Origin of the sequence: Mycobacterium asiaticum (assembly GCF_001673635.1) — a bacterium.
GTDB classification, from domain to species: domain Bacteria; phylum Actinomycetota; class Actinomycetes; order Mycobacteriales; family Mycobacteriaceae; genus Mycobacterium; species Mycobacterium asiaticum_C.
Genome location: NZ_LZMH01000009.1, coordinates 1 through 17,674 on the forward strand (window position 1 = coordinate 1; position 17,674 = coordinate 17,674).

The 17,674-nt window shown below is 66.2% G+C and carries 17 protein-coding genes and 1 pseudogene; 16 read left to right on the plus strand and 2 right to left on the minus strand.

The genetic code is table 11. The features are described from left to right. The first annotated feature begins 97 nt into the window (after positions 1-97). Positions 98-1,102, plus strand: a complete 1,005-nt coding sequence (locus A5645_RS02575) for a MinD/ParA family ATP-binding protein (RefSeq protein ID WP_065036800.1) — start codon at positions 98-100, stop codon at positions 1,100-1,102. On the opposite strand, the gene sigI is transcribed toward A5645_RS02575, so the two are convergent. Beyond that, the gene (gene sigI, locus A5645_RS02580) at positions 1,017-1,937 is read right to left on the minus strand and encodes an RNA polymerase sigma factor SigI (RefSeq protein WP_065128384.1); all 921 of its coding nucleotides are present in this window, start codon (positions 1,935-1,937) and stop codon (positions 1,017-1,019) included. The genes A5645_RS02575 and sigI overlap by 86 nt on opposite strands. 103 nt (positions 1,938-2,040) lie before the next feature. Between sigI and A5645_RS02585 the strand changes: the two genes are divergently transcribed. Then, positions 2,041-2,907 carry an NAD(P)H-binding protein gene (locus tag A5645_RS02585; protein WP_065128385.1) on the plus strand — a complete coding sequence of 289 codons (867 nt, stop codon included), beginning with the start codon at positions 2,041-2,043 and terminating at the stop codon, positions 2,905-2,907. A gap of 4 nt (positions 2,908-2,911) precedes the next feature. After that, the gene (locus A5645_RS02590) at positions 2,912-3,349 is read left to right on the plus strand and encodes a nitroreductase family deazaflavin-dependent oxidoreductase (protein ID WP_436405457.1); all 438 of its coding nucleotides are present in this window, start codon (positions 2,912-2,914) and stop codon (positions 3,347-3,349) included. A 25-nt stretch (positions 3,350-3,374) separates the two neighbouring features. Here the strand turns inward: A5645_RS02590 and A5645_RS02595 are convergent, their stop codons facing one another. Beyond that, on the minus strand, positions 3,375-3,665 hold the full coding sequence (locus tag A5645_RS02595; RefSeq protein WP_036362427.1) for a WhiB family transcriptional regulator: 291 nt from the start codon (positions 3,663-3,665) through the stop codon (positions 3,375-3,377). Positions 3,666-4,108: 443 nt separating this feature from the next. Here A5645_RS02595 and A5645_RS02600 point away from each other — a divergent pair, with 443 nt between their 5' ends. From A5645_RS02600 to A5645_RS26765, 13 genes and pseudogenes are all read left to right on the plus strand, one after another. Then, positions 4,109-5,101: a helix-turn-helix domain-containing protein gene (locus A5645_RS02600; protein ID WP_081288117.1), complete on the plus strand. Its 993-nt coding sequence runs from the start codon at positions 4,109-4,111 to the stop codon at positions 5,099-5,101. Between the two features lie 235 nt (positions 5,102-5,336). Continuing rightward, positions 5,337-6,572 carry an EspA/EspE family type VII secretion system effector gene (locus tag A5645_RS02605; RefSeq protein WP_065128388.1) on the plus strand — a complete coding sequence of 412 codons (1,236 nt, stop codon included), beginning with the start codon at positions 5,337-5,339 and terminating at the stop codon, positions 6,570-6,572. Between the two features lie 82 nt (positions 6,573-6,654). After that, positions 6,655-6,972, plus strand: coding sequence for an ESX-1 secretion-associated protein (locus A5645_RS02610; protein ID WP_065036806.1), 318 nt, complete (start codon positions 6,655-6,657; stop codon positions 6,970-6,972). A gap of 2 nt (positions 6,973-6,974) precedes the next feature. Beyond that, complete coding sequence (locus tag A5645_RS02615; protein WP_065036807.1) at positions 6,975-7,823, plus strand: ESX secretion-associated protein EspG; 849 nt, start codon at positions 6,975-6,977, stop codon at positions 7,821-7,823. Between the two features lie 49 nt (positions 7,824-7,872). Next, positions 7,873-8,427 carry a DUF2694 domain-containing protein gene (locus tag A5645_RS02620; protein WP_065036808.1) on the plus strand — a complete coding sequence of 185 codons (555 nt, stop codon included), beginning with the start codon at positions 7,873-7,875 and terminating at the stop codon, positions 8,425-8,427. Next, positions 8,424-10,145: a type VII secretion AAA-ATPase EccA gene (gene eccA, locus A5645_RS02625; protein WP_065036809.1), complete on the plus strand. Its 1,722-nt coding sequence runs from the start codon at positions 8,424-8,426 to the stop codon at positions 10,143-10,145. The genes A5645_RS02620 and eccA overlap by 4 nt, the downstream gene beginning before the upstream one ends. Before the next feature lie 3 nt (positions 10,146-10,148). After that, positions 10,149-11,594 carry a type VII secretion protein EccB gene (eccB, locus tag A5645_RS02630; RefSeq protein WP_065036810.1) on the plus strand — a complete coding sequence of 482 codons (1,446 nt, stop codon included), beginning with the start codon at positions 10,149-10,151 and terminating at the stop codon, positions 11,592-11,594. Between the two features lie 13 nt (positions 11,595-11,607). After that, positions 11,608-13,848, plus strand: a complete 2,241-nt coding sequence (gene eccCa / locus A5645_RS02635) for a type VII secretion protein EccCa (protein ID WP_065036811.1) — start codon at positions 11,608-11,610, stop codon at positions 13,846-13,848. Continuing rightward, positions 13,845-13,939: pseudogene (locus A5645_RS29360) on the plus strand (sirohydrochlorin chelatase); the annotation flags it as partial. The gene eccCa and the pseudogene A5645_RS29360, both read left to right, overlap by 4 nt. 69 nt (positions 13,940-14,008) lie before the next feature. Then, entirely contained in the window at positions 14,009-15,769 is a 1,761-nt protein-coding gene (gene eccCb, locus A5645_RS02640; RefSeq protein ID WP_065128389.1) for a type VII secretion protein EccCb, read from the plus strand. 228 nt (positions 15,770-15,997) lie between these two features. Next, a complete protein-coding gene (locus A5645_RS02645) occupies positions 15,998-17,107 on the plus strand; it encodes a PPE family protein (protein ID WP_065036815.1) in 1,110 nt (369 codons plus the stop codon). 91 nt (positions 17,108-17,198) lie between these two features. Further along, a complete protein-coding gene (locus A5645_RS02650) occupies positions 17,199-17,501 on the plus strand; it encodes a WXG100 family type VII secretion target (protein WP_065036813.1) in 303 nt (100 codons plus the stop codon). A 39-nt stretch (positions 17,502-17,540) separates the two neighbouring features. Next, positions 17,541-17,674, plus strand: a 134-nt coding sequence (locus A5645_RS26765; protein WP_495525036.1) for a WXG100 family type VII secretion target, incomplete at its 3' end; no start/stop codon positions are given.

Genomic DNA, 17,674 nt, shown 5'->3' on the forward strand with positions numbered 1-17,674 from the left:
GCCTCTCGCTGCGCGGCCGATGGTCCGGGGTTGACCAGTCCGAAGGTCGCCGCCGACCTCGCCCCCGCCGCCACGCGTTGCGGTCCCGCCACCGTCATTGCCCGGGGCGCCGCCGGCTTCACCGCCGGCGCCGTGGGCGCCTTCGGTGACCTCACCGCGGACCGCGGCCCAACCCCCCGAACGGGGCTGGCGACGCATGCTGCGGGCGGCGACCTTCGGACTGGTCAACCCCGGACCATCGGCCGCGCAGCGAGAGGCCGCCCAATTCGAGGCGGCGATCCGCGTCCCACTGCACGGCAACCACAAGGTCGGCGTTCTGGGCAAGGGTGGCGTCGGGAAGACCTCGGTGGCCGCCAGCGTCGGATCGATACTCGCCGAGCTGCGCCACCAGGACCGCATCGTCGCCATCGATGCCGACACCGCCTTTGGGCGCCTGAGCAGCCGGATCGACCCCCGGACCACCGGTTCGTTCTGGGAGCTGACCGCCGACAAGAATCTGCAGTCGTTCGCCGATGTGACTTCGCGGGTCGGCCGCAACGCCGTCGGGCTCTACGTCCTGGGTGGGGAGCCGGTTTCCGGTCCGCGCCGGGTGCTCGATCCGGCGGTCTACCGGGAAGCCGCGCTGCGCCTGGACCGGCACTTCGCGATCTCCGTCATCGACTGCGGCTCCACGATGGATGCGGCGGTCACCCAAGAAGTGCTGCGCGACCTAGACGCGCTGATCGTGGTCTCCTCGCCTTGGGCGGACGGGGCCGCCGCGGCCGCGAAGACCGTCGAGTGGTTGTCGGATCACGACCTCGGGGACCTGTTGCAGCGCAGTGTGGTGGTGCTCAACGACTCCGACGGCCACGCCGACAAACGCACCAGGTCGTTGCTGGCTCGCGAGTTCGTCGACCACGGCCAGCCCGTCGTGGAGGTGCCGTTCGATCCGCATCTGCGACCGGGCGGCGTCATCAGCGTCACCCACGAGATGGCGCAGGCGACTCGGCTGAAGTTCCTGCAGGTCGCCGCGATGATCACCGGCTATTTCGCGTCCCGGCCCGAGGCGCCGCGGAACCGCCCGCCCGCGCCGCCGGATCGGCCGTCGCCTCGATCCGGGTGACGAGCCCATCCCGGACAGTCAGCACCACCACGGCAAAGAGCCGTCGGTCGGCGAACGCGAGCAGAACTGATTCCGCTGCCTCTGCCGGAATGCTGACCAGGGTGGCTCCGGGTCCGAGGTAGCGCATCAGGTTGGTCGCGACCGGCTTCGGCCCGTGGTTGACCTGGGCGGGCGGCGCCGGGTCGGCGAGGACCGTGCCCCTGCCCCAGACCGTCGGATCCAGCACCGCGGTGAGTCCCGCGAGATCGCCGTTGGCGCACGCGGTGATGAACTTCTCGGTCACCAGCTGATGCCGGCTCGGCGCGACATCGGCGCCCGCTGCTCGGCCCGGTCCGGCATCACTGAACTTGGCCCGCGCGCGCCGGGCCAGTTGTCGACAGGTGCCGACCGGGCGGCCGACCGTCTCCGCGATCGCGTCGAACGGGACACCGAATACGTCGTGCAGGACGAAGGCGACGCGTTCGCCGGGACTCAACCGGCGCAGCACCTCCAATAGCGCGGTGGCGATCTCGTCGTCCAGGGTGACCCGCTCGGCCGGGTCCGGTGCCCTGGTGTCGGCCGCCTGACCGGCCTCATCCGCGATATCGGGGCGTTCGTACCGGGCCCGCGCCGAACGAACCTGGTCCAGACACAACCGGCTGGTCACGACCGTCAGCCAACCGCGGACGTCGTCAATGCTGTCCGGACTCCGGGACAACCTCAGAAAAGCCTCTTGCGCGATATCTTCCGCGTCACCGACGTCACCGACGATCTGGTAGGCGAGGTTGACCAGATACGGACGGTGCGCGCGCCAGGCCTGCTCGAACTGGTCACTGGGTGACGGCGCAGGGTTCATAGCTCATCGACGATTCGGTGCCCGGAAAAGTTACGGATGTCGGATGTAACTTTCCCATCCCGAGTGCCGTCCTTGGTGCATGAACTACCCAAGTTGTCAGTCGATGATCATCGCCATAACCGGCGCGACCGGGAACATCGGTCGCCCACTGGTCGCCGAGCTCGCGGCGGCAGGCGCCCGCGTGCGCGCCATCACCCGCACACCCAACACCGTGGATTTTCCGGACGGCGTCGAGCAGGTGAGATCCCTTGCCGAAGCATTGCCGGGCACCTCGGCGGTTTTCCTCAACTCACGCGCGTTGCCCCAACGGAATGCCGAGGGCCTGGCGACGGTCGTGGCGCAATGCAAGGCGGCCGGCGTTACCAAGCTGGTCGCCCTGTCCGCCATCAACGCCCACGACGACTTCGCTCGGCAGCCGTCGCGTTTCCGGGGTGACCGGAACCGGGAGGTCGAGCAGGCGGCCGTCGAGTCTGGGCTGCAGTGGGTGAGTCTGCGTCCGTCGGTCTTCGCGTCGAACTTCACCGGGATGTGGGCCGGACAGCTCCGTGCTGGTGACGTGGTGGCCGGCCCGTATGCGGCGGCGTCCATGGCACCGATCGTTGACGACGACATCTCCGCTGTGGCGGCGCGGGCGCTGCTCACCGATGAGCTGGTCGGCCGCAAGATCCCGATGACCGGGCCGCACGCACTGACCAACCGCGAATTGGTCGACGTCATCGGCACGGTGTTGCGGCGCCCACTGCGCTATCACGAGCTACCGCCGGAATTGGTGCGGCAACGCTTCACAGGCTCGGGATTCTCCGCCGAATTCGCTGACGCCTATGTCACGATGCTGGCTGCGAGCCTGGACAGTCCCGCGTTGGTCACCCACGAGGTGGAAAAAGTCCTCGGTCGGCCCCCGCTCGCGTTCGCGGAGTGGGTGGCGCGGCACCGCGCCGACTTCACCCGACAGGCGGACCGCGATGTCTGAACCGATGAAACTGACGCCCCCGCGCTTCCTCAAGCCGATGAACAAGTTCGTGGTCGCGCTGCAGAAGCTCGGTATACCCGCCGGACCCGCGATGGTGTTGACAGTGCCCGGCCGCAAATCCGGCCTGCCGCGCAGCACTCCGATGACCCCATTCGAGTTCGACGGCGGCCTCTATGTCGTCGCCGGCTATCCGGGCGCGGACTGGGCCGCCAATGTCCGCGCCGCCGGCGTCGGCACCCTTACCCGGGGGCGACGCTCCCGGCGGGTGCGGATCGCGGAGCTGACTGCCGAGGACGCCCGCCGGGTGCTACGGGTGTTCCCGGCACAGGTCCCGGTGGGCGTCGCGTTCGCCAAGCGCTCGGGCCTAATAAAGGACGGCAGCGCCGACGAATTCGAGGCGCTGGCAGGACAACTCGCCGTATTCCGGTTCGATCCGGCTTAGCGCCCCAACAAAACAGCTCGGTGGACTATGCCGACTGGGCAGTCACCCGCTCGCGAACGGCGAAACCGTTGCGCTCAGCCAGCGAACGCAATTGGCTCAGCGCGAACGCGCGCGCCCGGCCCGAGTCCGGGATCACGACGCCGGCCCACAATCCTTCCGCACCAGGCGATTCCACCGCTTCCTTGGCGCACAGCCAGCGGCGCGGGCAGGCCCGGCACAACATCTTCGCCTCGGCGTCGGGCGTGGTAGTCCAACGGTCAGGGTCTTGGGTGCACACGCCCAGCTGCGGGATCTCATAAAGAGCTGTTGCGGTCATGTGTTGCATACCTCCGTAAAGCGTTGCAGGTGGTGCCCCTCTGCGTCAGAAGATTAGCGGACTAACCGTCGCAGTGCAACAGTTTGTTCTGCAGCACTTTCGACTGGCGCTACGGCTTCGCAACGGAACCGGAGAGCGTATCTCTCAAAACCCGATTTACCAGTGGATATATGCTGTCAATTTGCTGTGTATCGCCCGCGATTCGGCTGCTCGGCCACCAAACCGTTGCACAAAGTGTTTCGGTATGCGGCTGTTGACGGTATGGTTAACCGTAGCGATTGGCCGATCAGCCGCCATACTTCCCTCGGGAAGGCCGCCACAGGCACGGGTTGAAAAGCGTAGCGAAGGTATAGCAATGAAAGGGTGCGACGGTTACCATGTTGGACAGCGGAAGGCTCGTGCTGCTGCCCGCTGCGACAACCGCGAGCAAGGATTCAACGCACATGCCTCACGCCGAATCGACGGTCGGGCCCGCTGCGCTGGCCGCGCTGCGGATGAGGTCAGCTTCGCACCTGCGCCGGGGGGTCGCCGGCGGCGACTCGCACGATAGGTTCGCCGACACACCGCACCAGGGGGCGGTGACCGTCGGCGGCAACAGAAACGTCCGGTTCGGCGAACCCACTGGAGGCAAGGCGTTGACGTTCGAAGTCGTCAGGCCGTCGGATTCGGCTGAAGAAACCGATGCCGGGATAGACCCCGGCATAGCCCGTGCGGGTGCGGCCGCCGCGGCGCGCCGTCGCGAACTCGACATCAGTCAGCGCAGCCTCGCCGCGGGCGGAATCATCAACGCCGGCGCGCTGATCGCCTTCGAGAAGGGCCGCAGCTGGCCCCGCGAGCGGACCCGCGCCAAGCTCGAAGAGGTTCTGCAGTGGCCGGCGGGCACCATCACCCGCATCCGTGACGGCGAGGCCGTCGCGCAACCATCCGCTCCGACGCCCGCCCCGGCACCGGCGTCGACGCCGCCCCGACCTGCAATCGATCCGGCTCCCGCAGCCGCGGGCGAAGGTCCGGCGTCGCTGATCGCGCAAGCGGTTGCTGCCGCGATCGACACCTGCAGCCTGGCCATCGCCGCCCTGCCGCCACCGGACGACCCCGAATTCACCGAGCGGGCCGCGCCGATCCTTGCCGATCTGCGCCAGCTCGAAGGTATTGCCGTACAAGCCACGCGAATCAGTCGCATCACCCCCGAATTGATCAAGGCATTGGGTTCGGTTCGGCATTACCACGACAAACTGATGACGCTGGGGGCAACGGCGCCCGGGGCCACGCTCGCGCAACGGTTATATGCCGCGCGTCGGCGTGCCAATCTTTCGACCGCCGAGACCGCGCAAGCGGCCGGAGTCACCGAAGAAACAATCGTTCGCGCCGAGGCCGAGGAAGGTTTACCGGCTGAGGCCGCCGAAGCAATTGAAGCACTGATACACCAGATCAATTGAGCTGAACTCGGCGCGGTCAGCTACTGGCCGCGCCCGAGCCGATCGAACGGGGACGGTTGCCAGGCCCCGCAGTCCCGCCGTGCCTTCGGTTCCTGCCGTGCGCGCGAAATCGCCAGCCGCATTTGAAAATTCGTGCATCGACCCCTGTCAGAGCGCTGTTAAGCTCGATCTACCGGTGCGAAGGTACAGAACAAAATGACCGTGCACACCAACAGCCAAGTAAGGAAGCAGTCACATGTCGGGTAGCGCGATGTGCAAGACCACCAGTAACTTCATTTACGCGCAGTTGTTTTTGCTAGGCGAAGGTATTCCCGACCCGGGCGACATATTCAATGCCGGTTCGTCGCTTTTCAAGGGCGTCGCCGACAAGATCGGCCTGGCGATTCCGGGCACCGACTGGATCGGTCAGGCCGCAGATGCCTATATAAAACAAAACGACGCTCAGAAACTCCGCGCCAAATTGATGGGCGAAATCGATGATCTGACGGGCAACCTGATCTCGAACCAGGCCGAGCACGTCTCCGACACCCGGGACGTCCTGCGCGCGATGAAGAAGATGATCGACGGCGTCTACAAAGCGTGCAAATGGCTCGAGGACAACCTTTGGTTCGTCGGCGACGCCGTGTCGGTGGCGCTGGCGATTCCGTCCTGCGGGCTCGCGATGGCCGTCACCGGCGGTGCGCTGCTCTACCTGACGATCATGACGGCGATGAACGCGGCCAGCATGGTCGGGCTCGGTGGCCGGCTGATGGACATCCTGACCAACCTGCCCAGCTTGGCCGGCCTGATCCCCGACATCATCGGCGACATCATCGGCGGCCTGTGGCCGCCGAAGCTGCCCGAGATCCCCTTCCCGGGATTCCCCAACATCCCGGGCCTGCCAGAATTCACCTGGCCGCCCACGCCTGGCATGCCGGACTTCAACCTGCCGATCCCGGGCCTGCCGGAGTTCCAGTGGCCGAGCATTCCGGGTCTGCCCGACTTCGGCGGGATCATCCCCGGCCTGCCCGGCCTGCCCGGCATGCCCGGCCTACCCGGCATGCCCAGCATCCCGAACCTGTTCCCCGGCATGCCCTCGCTCGGCGATTTGTTGCCGGGCATGGGCCACCTCGGCGAGCTGCCCACCTGGACGGAACTGGCCGCCCTGCCCGACTTCCTGGGCGGTTTCGCCGGCCTGCCGTCGTTGAGCTTCGGCAACCTGCTCAACTTTGCCCAATTGCCCGGGGTCGCAGCCGTTTCCTCGACGATGAACCAGCTGACTCAACTGATGGCGGCCGGCGGTGGACCGGGTCAGATGGGCAGCATGGCCGGCCAGCAGGCACAGATGATCTCCGCGCAGGCCCAACAGGGCGCGCAGCAGGGCGACGAACGAGACGACGAGGGTGCCGGGGCGGGCACCGCGGGAGCCGAGCGTGCCCCCGTCGACGCGACGGCCGGCGGCCAATCAGGCAAACAGGAGACCGTCCTCTAGCAATTTGCCAGGAAACCGCCAAACCCATAGCAAGCCAAAGCCATAGCGAGTAAAACGTTAGTCCTAGAGGAGGCAATTCCCCATGTCCCAGCTCCCCAAACTCGAAGTCATTCCGTCAGCACTGAGGGTGCTGTCGAACAAGCAGAGCGAGATTGCTGGCCAACTCAAGACCGCCACCACCACCGTCGAGGGCATCAGCGGCCGCGTTGATATGACGCACGGTTCGTTCACCTCGAAGTTCAACAGCGCGCTTCGCGAGGTGGAGACCACCCGTACCAGCACCGGCACCGGTGTGCAGGGCGTCAGCGGCGGGTTGGCGTCCAACCTGCTCAAGGCCGCCACCGCCTACCTCAATGCCGACCAGGGTCTGGCCGGCGTAATCGACAAGATCTTCGGCTGATCATGTCCGGTCCGCTCGCTTCCGGTCGCGCGGGCCTCGCGGGCCCGGTTGGAGATGTCGTGGGCGTCGAGGTGACCATCGACGGCATGCTGGTCATCGCCGATCGGTTGCACCTCGTCGATTTCCCCGTCGCACTGGGCATCCGGCAGAACATTCCCCAGGAAGATCTGCGGGATGTGGTGTGGGAACAGGTGCAACGCGACCTGACCGATCAGGGCGTGCTGGATCATAACGGTCAACCCCACCCGGACGTCACGACGATGGTCGACACCGTCAGCAGAGCCGACCGGACGCTCGAGTGCCGTTGGTGGCGTCGCGATGTCGGCGGCGTCATGGTCCGATTCGTGGTGTGCCGCAAGGACGAAACGCATGTCATCGCCGCGCGCGACGGTGACATGCTGGTGCTGCAACTGGTGGCACCGCAGGTCGGCCTGGCCGGAATGGTGACCACCGTGCTGGGGCCCGCCGAACCCGCCAACGTCGAACCGCTCACCGGCATCGCCACTGAGTTGGCCGAGTGCACCACGGCGGCACAGCTCTCCAGCCATGGCGTTCCACCGGCACAGGCACGGATCTTCTCCGAGATCGTCAGCAACCCGACCGGGTGGGTCGAGATCATCGCGACACAGCGTCACCCCGGCGGCACCACCACCCACACTTCGGCCGCCGCGGGTGTACTCGACTCCGAACGCGGCCGGCTGGTTTCCCTGCCCCGCCGCGTCGGCGGCGAGCTGTACGGAAGTTTCCTGCCCGGCACGCAGCAGAATCTGCAGCGCGCGCTGGACAGCTTGTTGGAGCTGCTACCTGCCGGCTCCTGGTTAGATCACGCGCCGGCCTCCGCCCGAGGCTGACTCCCAACCCCCGACCATCCCGCATCGAGTTCAGAAAGAGGACGCCAGAGTGGACCAGCCCGGCAACGATTACGACAGCGACAATCTCAGTGCGCTGGATTTCTCCGGCGGCGCCGCCGTCGACGAGGCGTCGTCGCTGGACGCGTTGGGCGATTATGCGCCGCCCGCCGAGTCAGCGGACGACGGCACCGACCTCGACGCCCTCGACGGGCTCACCGAGCAGGAAGAGGAGCCGGACCTCGCGCTGTTCACGGTCACCAACCCGGCCGGGTCGGTGTCGGTGACGGCGTTGATGGACGGTCGGGTGCAGCAGGTCACCGTCACCGACAAGGCCTCGAGCATGAGCGAATCCGGATTGGCGGAGGAGATCTTCGTCATCGCCGACCTGGCCCGGCAGAAGGCGCGGGCGGCGCAGCACACCTTCATGGTCGAGAACATGAGCGAGATGACCGGAGACAGCGACCAGCAGAATGCACTGCTGCACGAATTCGTCGGGGCGACGCTGAACCTGCCGACACCCGAGGAGGCCGCCGCCTACGAGGCGCAGGTGTTCGCCTCCCGCTACGAGGTCGACTACACGGCGCGCTACAACGGTGATAAATGACTGATCGCCTGGCCGGTCTATTCGACAGTGCCGTCGGCATGCTGCCGTTGTCGGAGGCACGATCCCTGGATCTGTTCACCGAGATCACCAATTACGACGAGTCGGCCTGTGACGCGTGGGTCGGCCGGATCCGGTGCGGCGACACGGATCGGGTGACGCTGTTCCGTGCCTGGTACTCACGGCGCAACTTCGGACAGTTGTCGGGCGCCGCCCAGATCTCGATGAGCACCGTCAACGCCCGGGTGCCCATCGGGGGCCTCTACGGCGACATCACCTATCCGGTCACCTCGCCGCTGGCCGTCACCATGGGTTTCGCGTCTTCCGAAGCGGCGCAAGGCAATTACGCTGACGCGCTGGAGGCCATCGACGCCAGTGCGGTCAGCGGGTCCGAGCACCTGGTGTCGTGGCTACGAGCGGTGATCTACGGCGCCGCCGAGCGGTGGACCGATGTGATCGACGAGGTCAAGGGCGCCGGGAAGTGGCCGGACAAATTCCTGACCGGCGCCGCCGGTGTCGCCCACGGAGTGGCCGCGGCCAATCTCGGACTGTTCACCGAAGCCGAACGGCGCCTCACCGAAGCCAACGACTCGCCGGCCGGCGAAGCCTGCGCCCGCGCCATTGCGTGGTACCTGGCGATGGCCCGGCGCAGCCAGGGCAACGAGGAAGCCGCGGTTGCGTTGCTCGAGTGGTTGCAGACCACCCATCCGGAGCCAAAAGTCGCTGCGGCGCTCAAGGATCCGACGTATCGATTGAAGACGACCACCGCCGAACAGATCGCCTCCCGGTCGGACCCCTGGGACCCGGGCAGCGTGGTGACCGACAACTCCGGACGCGAGCGGTTGCTCGCCGAGGCCCAGGCCGAATTGGAACGGCAGATCGGGCTCAGCCGGGTCAAGACGCAGATCGAGCGGTACCGGGCGGCGACGCTGATGGCCCGGGTTCGGGCCGCCAAGGGCATGAAAGTGGCGCAGCCCAGCAAGCACATGATCTTCACCGGGCCGCCCGGGACCGGCAAGACCACCATTGCGCGGGTGGTCGCCAACATCCTGGCCGGCCTCGGCGTCATCGCCGAACCCAAGCTCATCGAGACTTCCCGCAAGGATTTTGTCGCCGAGTACGAGGGGCAGTCGGCGGTCAAGACCGCCAAGACGATCGACCAGGCGCTCGGCGGTGTCCTTTTCATCGACGAGGCCTACGCACTGGTGCAGGAACGCGACGGGCGCACCGACCCGTTCGGCCAGGAAGCGATGGACACCCTGCTCGCTCGGATGGAGAACGATCGCGACCGGCTGGTGGTGATCATCGCGGGCTACAGCAATGACATCGACCGGTTGCTGGAGACCAACGAGGGCCTGCGGTCGCGCTTTGCCACCCGCATCGAGTTCGACACCTACACGCCCGAAGAGCTGCTCGAGATCGCGAGAGTCATTGCCGCCGCGAGTGATTCGACGCTGAGTTCAGAGGCCGCCGAGCAGTTCCTGGAGGCGGCCAAGTCCCTGGCCACCCGCACGCTGCGCGGCCGCCAGGCCCTCGACATCGCTGGAAACGGCCGCTATGCACGGCAATTGGTCGAGGCGGCCGAACAGTGCCGGGACATGCGGCTGGCGCAGGGCCTGGACATCGAGGCTTTGGATGTGGACCGACTACAAGAGATCAACGGCGCGGACATGGCCGAGGCGATTGCCGCGGTGCATGCACACCTCAACATGAGAGAGTGAACCATGGGGCTTCGCCTGACCACCAAGGTTCAGGTTAGCGGCTGGCGCTTCCTGCTTCGCCGAGTCGAGCATGCCATCGTGCGGCGCGACACCCGCATGTTCGACGATCCGCTGCAGTTCTACAGCCGCTCAATGAGCCTCGGTATTGCGATCGCGGTGATCCTCTTGGTGGGCGCGGGACTGTTGGCGTACTTCAAGCCGCAAGGCAAGTTGGGTGGCACCACCCTTGTGACCGACCGGGCGACCAACGAGCTCTACGTGATCATGTCCGGGCAGCTCCACCCCGTGTACAACCTGACCTCCGCACGGTTGGTGCTCGGCAACCCGTCCAATCCGGCGACGGTGAAGTCCTCGGAATTGAGCAAGCTGCCGCTGGGACAGACCCTCGGCATCCCCGGTGCCCCGTATGCCACGCCGGTCTCCGGCGGCAGCTCCTCGGTTTGGACTTTGTGCGACACCGTGGAGCGGGCCGACACCGCATCGCCGGGTATTCAGACGTCGGTGATTGCGATGCCGGTACAGATCGACTCCTCGGTGGACCCGGTGCGGGCCAACGAGGCGCTGCTGGCGTCCTACCAGGGCCAGCAGTGGATCATCACCGAAAAAGGGCGGCACACCATCGATCTCAATGACCGCGCGCTGACCTCGGCGATGGGTATCCCGGTGACCGCCAGGGCCGTACCGATCTCGGAGGGGATGTTCAACGCGCTGCCCAGCCAGGGCGCCTGGCAGCTGCCGCCGATCCCCGGCGCCGGCTCACCGAATACCGTTGGGCTGCAGGATGATCTGGTGATCGGCTCGGTGTTCCAGATCCACACCGAGAAAGGCCCGCGCTACTACGTGGTGCTGCCGGACGGCATCGCCATGGTGAACTCGACCACCGCCGCCGCGCTGCGCGCCACCCAATCTCACGGTTTGGTAGCGCCTCCGGCGGTATTGCCCAATGTTGTGGTGCAGATCCCGGAGCGGGTCTACCCCTCCCCGCTGCCCGACGAACAGCTCAACATCCTGACCCGTCCCGACGAGCCGACGCTGTGCTGGAGTTGGGAACGTGCCGCGGGTGACCAGGCGCCCAAGACGACGGTTCTGTCCGGTCGCCATCTGCCGATACCCGCGTCGACGATGAACAGCGGGATCAAGCAGATCCAAGGGAACGCAACGATTTACATCGATGGTGGCAAGTTCGTGCAGCTACAGTCACCGGACCCGCGCTACGGCGAGTCGATGTACTACATCGACCCTGAAGGGGTGCGTTACGGGGTGCCGAACGCCGATTCGGCCAAGGCGCTGGGCCTGGGCTCGCCGAAAACCGCGCCGTGGGAGGTCATTCGGCTGTTGGTAGACGGTCCGGTGCTGTCCAAGGACGCTGCCATGCTCGAACACGAAACGCTGCCGTCAGACCCGACGCCGCGAAAACTTCCCGGCGGAACCCCGGGAGCGCCCCAATGAAGGCCGGAACACCATGACGACGAAGAAATTCACGCCGACCATCACCCGCGGCCCGCGACTGACACCGGGCGAGATCAGCCTCACGCCGCCCGATGACCTCGGCATCGACATCCCGCCCTCCGGCGTCCAGAAGGCTCTGCCATATGTGATGGGCGGCTGCATGGTCGGAATGATCGCGATCATGCTGGTCGGCGGCACCAAGCAGCTGTCCCCGTACATGCTGATGATGCCGCTGATGATGGTCATGATGATGGTCGGCGGCATGGCCGGGGGCACTGGCGGGGGCGGCAAGAAGGTGCCCGAGATCAACGCCGACCGTAAGGAATACCTGCGTTACCTGGCCGGCCTGCGCAGTCGGGTCACGTCGTCGGCCAGCTCCCAGGTGGCGTTCTTCAGTTACCACGCACCGCATCCCGAGGATCTGCTGTCGATCGTCGGGACACAACGGCAGTGGTCCCGGCCGGCCAACAGCGACTTCTACGCCGCCACCCGTGTCGGGATCGGCGACCAACCGGCCGTGGACCGACTGCTGAAGCCGGCCGTCGGCGGCGAACTGGCTGCGGCAACCGCGGCGCCGCAACCCTACTTGGAGCCGGTAAGCCACATGTGGGTGGTGAAGTTCTTGCGCACCCACGGCCTTATCCACGACTGCCCAAAGTTGCTGCAGCTGCGCACTTTTCCGACGATTGCGATCGGTGGCGAGCGGCCCGGCGCGGACCGGCTGCTGGCCGCGATGATCTGCCACTTGGCGGTGTTCCATCCGCCGGACCTGCTGCAGATCCGGGTGCTTACCGACGAGCCCGACGACCCCGAATGGTCGTGGCTCAAATGGCTTCCGCATGTTCAGCACCAGACCGAGACCGACGCCGCCGGCCCGGTGCGGATGATCTATACCCGTCCCGACGGTCTGGCCGACCTGGCCGCGCGCGGCCCGCACGCTCCCGACACCCTGCCCACCGGACCCTACGTCGTCGTCGTCGATCTAACCGGAGGCAAGGCCGGGTTCCCGCCCGACGGCCGGGCCGGCGTCACCGTGATCACGCTGGGCAACCACCGCGGGTCGGCCTACCGGGTCCGCGTCAACGAGGACGGCACCGCCGAGGACCGGTTGCCCGGGCAGCAGTTCCGGCTGGTGGCCTCGACGTGCGACAGCATGACGCCGCTCGAGGCCGGCCGGGTGGCCCGAAAGCTGGCCGGCTGGTCTATCACCGGCACCATCCTGGACAAGACGCAACGGGTGCAGAAGAAGGTGGCCAGTGAGTGGCACCAGCTGGTCGGCGCCAAGAGCGTCGAGGAGGTGACTCCGTCGCGCTGGCGGATGTACACCGACACCGACCGCGATCGGCTGAAAATTCCGTTCGGTCACGAGCTCAAGACCGGCAACGTGATGTATCTGGACATCAAGGAGGGGGCGGAGTTCGGCGCCGGCCCGCACGGCATGCTGATCGGCACCACCGGGTCCGGGAAATCCGAATTCCTGCGCACGCTGATCCTGTCGTTGGTCGCGATGACCCACCCCGACCAGGTCAACCTGCTGCTCACCGACTTCAAGGGCGGCTCGACATTCCTTGGTATGGAGAAGCTTCCGCACACGGCGGCCGTCGTCACCAACATGGCCGAGGAGGCCGAACTGGTCAGCCGGATGGGTGAGGTGCTGACCGGTGAGCTGGACCGGCGCCAGAACATCCTGCGCCAAGCCGGCATGCAGGTGGGCGCCGCCGGTGCCCTCTCCGGTGTGGCGGAGTACGAGAAGTACCGCGAGCGCGGCGCGGATCTGGCCCCGCTGCCAACGCTTTTCGTGGTGGTCGACGAGTTCGCCGAGCTGCTGCAGAGTCACCCCGACTTCATCGGACTGTTCGACCGGATCTGCCGCGTCGGCCGGTCGCTGCGGGTCCATCTGCTGCTGGCCACCCAGTCGCTGCAGACCGGCGGGGTGCGTATCGACAAACTCGAGCCCAACCTCACCTATCGAATCGCGTTGCGAACCACCAGCTCTCACGAGTCGAAGGCGGTGATCGGGACCCCGGAGGCGCAGTACATCACTAACAAGGAGAGCGGTGTGGGGTTCCTGCGGGTCGGTATGGAGGATCCGGTCAAGTTCAGCACCTTCTACATCGGCGGGCCCTACATTCCGCCGGCACGTACCGACACCAACGGCGAGGGCCCGGGGGATGGATCACCGGCCGCCAAGCAGTCGATGCGCATCCGCGAGTTCACGGCGGCCCCGGTTGCCGAGGAGGTTGTGGCGCAATGACCACCCCGACGACGATGCAGAGCGCAGCGATGAAGAGGAGCGGCGCAAGTGACTGACACCGCCAGCGACGATGCAGAGCGCAGCGATGAAGAGGAGCGGCGCAAATGACTGACACCGCCGGCGACGATGCAGATCGCAGCGATGAAGAGGAGCGGCGAAAATGACCGACACCGCCGGCGACGTACGCGCGCTGCGCGAAGTCGTGCTCGACCAGTTGGGCACCGGTGAGTCCCGGGCGTACAAGATGTGGCTGCCCCCGCTGGCGGATCCCACGCCGCTGGACGAGCTCGTCGCCCGGGACCGTCGGCAGCCGTTGCGTTTTCCGCTCGGCATCATGGATGAACCGCGCCGGCACCTGCAGGAGGTGTGGGGCGTCGACGTCTCCGGCGCGGGCGGCAACATCGGCATCGGCGGCGCGCCGCAGACCGGTAAGTCGACCCTGCTGCAGACGCTGGTGATGTCGGCGGCGGCCACGCACTCGCCCCGCAATGTGCAGTTCTACTGCATCGACCTCGGTGGCGGTGGATTGATCTATCTGGAGAACCTGCCGCACGTCGGCGGCATCGCGAACCGGTCCGAACCGGACAAGGTGTACCGCGTCGTCGCCGAGATGCAGGCGGTGATGCGGCAGCGCGAGCAGATGTTCAAGGAACACCGCGTCGGCTCCATCGCGATGTACCGCCAGCTGCGCAACGATCCCAACCAGCCGGTCGCGGCCGACCCCTATGGCGACGTGTTCCTGATCATCGACGGCTGGCCGGGCTTCGTCAGTGAGTTCTCCGAACTCGAAGGGGCCGTGCAGGACCTGGCCGCCCAAGGGTTGGCCTTTGGCGTGCACGTCATCATCTCCACCCCCCGTTGGACCGAACTGAAGTCGCGCGTGCGCGACTATCTCGGCACCAAGATCGAGTTCCGGCTCGGCGACGTCAACGAGACGCAGATCGACCGCATCACCCGGGAGATCCCCGCGAACCGTCCGGGTCGGGCGGTGTCGATGGAGAAGCACCACCTGATGATCGGTGTGCCCCGCTTCGACGGGGTGCACAGCACCGAGAACCTGGTGGAGGCGATCACCGCGGGGGTCGCCCACATCTCGTCGCAGACCACCGAGAAGGCGCCGCCCGTCCGCGTCCTGCCCGAGCGCATCCATCTGCACGAACTCGACCCGAACCCACCGGGACCGGACTCGGACTACCGCACCCGGTGGGAGATCCCGATCGGTTTGCGGGAGACGGACCTGACGCCGGCCTACAGCCACATGCACACCAACCCGCACCTGCTGATCTTCGGCGCAGCAAAGTCCGGCAAGACAACCATCGCCCACGCGATCGCCCGTGCGATCTGCGCCCGCAACAGCCCCGATCAGGTTCGGTTCATGCTCGCCGACTACCGCTCCGGACTGCTGGACGCGGTACCGCAGTCGCACCTGTTGCAGGCGGGCGCGATCAACCGCAACAGCGCGAGCCTGGACGAGGCGGTTCAGGCATTAGCGGTCAACTTGAAGAAACGGTTGCCGCCGACCGATCTGACGACCTCGCAATTGCGTTCCCGCTCCTGGTGGAGCGGATTCGATGTGGTCCTGTTGGTCGACGACTGGCACATGATTGTCGGGGCCGCCAGTGGAATGCCGCCAATGGCGCCGTTGGCGCCTTTGTTGCCGGCGGCTGCCGATATCGGGCTGCACATCATTGTCACTTGCCAGATGAGCCAGGCGTACAAGGCGACGATGGACAAGTTCGTCGGCGCCGCCTTCGGCTCCGGTGCTCCAACGATGTTCCTCTCCGGCGAGAAGCAGGAGTTCCCGTCGAGTGAGTTCAAGGTGAAGCGCCGGCCCCCTGGCCAGGCATTTCTCGTATCGCCAGACGGAAAGGAGGTCATTCAGGCGCCCTACATCGAACCCCCGGACGAGCACGCAGAATAAGTGTTCGGACCACCCCCAACCCCCGGTTAGGATTATTGCAACGCACTCAAGAAAGCCGGTTCACCTAGACAGTTCAGAGCCAGCGGAGTGGGAACGAAACCGCAAGGTTTGATTCGGCGATAAACGACGGAGTTTGGGTCCGAACACCAATTTCAACTTAACAATGAAAAGGCGTCCCTTTTCAGTCAGTAGCCGCCACAATTCACAAACAGAGGGGAGTTGATCACCATGTTCTGGCACGCCATGCCACCCGAGCTGAACACCGCGCGGCTGATGGCCGGAGCTGGGCCGGCTCCGATGCTCGCGGCTGCGGCCGGGTGGGAAGCGCTGGCGGCGGCTTTGGACGCGCAGGCCGTCGAGCTGACGGCGCGTTTGAATTCACTCGGCGAAGCGTGGACCGGTGGCAGCAGCGATAAGGCGATCAACGCCGCGCTCCCGATGGTCACCTGGCTGCAAACCGCGTCCACTCAAGCAAAGACCCGCGGGATGCAGGCCGCGGCGCAGGCCGCCGCCTACAGCCAGGCGCTGGCGACGACACCGTCGCTGCCGGAGATCGCGATGAACCACGTCACCACCGCGGTGTTGACGGCCACCAATTTCTTCGGCATCAACACCATCCCGATCGCCCTGAACGAGATCGACTACTTCGTCCGCATGTGGACCCAGGCCGCGGTGGCGATGGATGTCTACCAGGCCGAGACGCTGATCAACACCACGTTCGAACAGCTCGAGCCGATGACGGCCATCCTGGACCCGGGGATGAGCCAGGGCATGGCGGCGTCGAACCCGATCCTGACGATGCCGACACAGCTGAGCAACATCACCCCCGGCACGTTGCAGGCGACCGCCGGACAGATGGCCGAGCTGAGCGGCCCGATGCAGCAACTGGCCCAGCCGGCGCAGCAGATGACTTCGATGTTCAGCCAGCTGGGCAGCAGCACCGGCGGTCCCGGCAGCGGAGTCGGCGACGACGGCGCGCAGCTTGGTCTGGTGGGCACCAGCCCGCTGTCCAACCACCCGCTCGCGGGTGGGTCGGGCGCCAGCATGGGCTCGGGGCTGCTGCGCGGGGAGGCTTTGCCGGGTGCCGGTGGCACGCTGGCGCGCACGCCGCTGATGGCTGGGTTGATCGACAAGCCCGCCGGTCCGGCCGTGATGCCCGCGGCAGCCGCCGGTGAATCCGTGACGAGTGGCGCCGCCCCGGTGGGAGCCGGTGCCGGTGCCATGGGTCAGGGCGCTCAGGCAGGCGGCGGCACCCGGACGGCCCTCGCCGTCCCGGCAGCGGCCGAGGAGAGCGACGAACCCGAAGAGGCCCTGTGGGACGACGAGGACGACTGGTGATCGCCCACGGCCGCAACAAACTTCCCGGCCAAACCGGGCCGGAAGACTTGCCAACAATGGCGAGGAATGGAAAGAGAGAAAGTAGTCCAGCATGGCAGAGATGAAGACTGATGCCGCTGCCCTCGCGCAAGAGGCAGGAAACTTCGAGCGGATCTCGGGCGATCTGAAGACCCAGATCGACCAGGTCGAGTCCACCGCCGCGTCGCTGCAGGGTCAGTGGCAGGGTGCAGCCGGCCAGGCCGCGCAGGCCGCCGTCGTCCGTTTCCAGGAGGCCGCCAACAAGCAGAAGGCCGAGCTGGACGAAATCTCGACGAATATCCGTCAGGCCGGCGTCCAATACCAGCGTGCCGACGAGGAGCAGCAGCAGTCGCTGTCCTCGCAAATGGGCTTCTAATTCACCCCCTAAAGACCACAAAGAAACGGAGCAATCAACATGACGGAACAGCAGTGGAATTTCGCTGGTATCGAAGCCGCGGCCAGCACAATTCAGGGAAACGTCACTACCATTCACTCGCTGCTCGACGAGGGCAAGCAGTCGCTGACCAAGCTTTCTGCCGCCTGGGGCGG

Excerpts from the sequence above, each read along its gene's own strand:
- A5645_RS02645 (WP_065036815.1), top strand. The coding sequence starts at position 15,998 with ATGTTCTGGCACGCCATGCCACCCGAGCTGAACACCGCGCGGCTGATG.
- A5645_RS02650 (WP_065036813.1), top strand. The coding sequence starts at position 17,199 with ATGGCAGAGATGAAGACTGATGCCGCTGCCCTCGCGCAAGAGGCAGGA.
- A5645_RS02590 (WP_436405457.1), top strand. The coding sequence starts at position 2,912 with ATGAAACTGACGCCCCCGCGCTTCCTCAAGCCGATGAACAAGTTCGTG.
- A5645_RS02595 (WP_036362427.1), bottom strand. The coding sequence starts at position 3,665 with ATGACCGCAACAGCTCTTTATGAGATCCCGCAGCTGGGCGTGTGCACC.
- A5645_RS02605 (WP_065128388.1), top strand. The coding sequence starts at position 5,337 with ATGTCGGGTAGCGCGATGTGCAAGACCACCAGTAACTTCATTTACGCG.
- eccA (WP_065036809.1), top strand. The coding sequence starts at position 8,424 with ATGACTGATCGCCTGGCCGGTCTATTCGACAGTGCCGTCGGCATGCTG.
- sigI (WP_065128384.1), bottom strand. The coding sequence starts at position 1,937 with ATGAACCCTGCGCCGTCACCCAGTGACCAGTTCGAGCAGGCCTGGCGC.
- eccCb (WP_065128389.1), top strand. The coding sequence starts at position 14,009 with ATGACCGACACCGCCGGCGACGTACGCGCGCTGCGCGAAGTCGTGCTC.
- A5645_RS02585 (WP_065128385.1), top strand. The coding sequence starts at position 2,041 with ATGATCATCGCCATAACCGGCGCGACCGGGAACATCGGTCGCCCACTG.
- A5645_RS02610 (WP_065036806.1), top strand. The coding sequence starts at position 6,655 with ATGTCCCAGCTCCCCAAACTCGAAGTCATTCCGTCAGCACTGAGGGTG.
- A5645_RS02600 (WP_081288117.1), top strand. The coding sequence starts at position 4,109 with ATGCCTCACGCCGAATCGACGGTCGGGCCCGCTGCGCTGGCCGCGCTG.
- eccCa (WP_065036811.1), top strand. The coding sequence starts at position 11,608 with ATGACGACGAAGAAATTCACGCCGACCATCACCCGCGGCCCGCGACTG.
- A5645_RS02615 (WP_065036807.1), top strand. The coding sequence starts at position 6,975 with ATGTCCGGTCCGCTCGCTTCCGGTCGCGCGGGCCTCGCGGGCCCGGTT.
- eccB (WP_065036810.1), top strand. The coding sequence starts at position 10,149 with ATGGGGCTTCGCCTGACCACCAAGGTTCAGGTTAGCGGCTGGCGCTTC.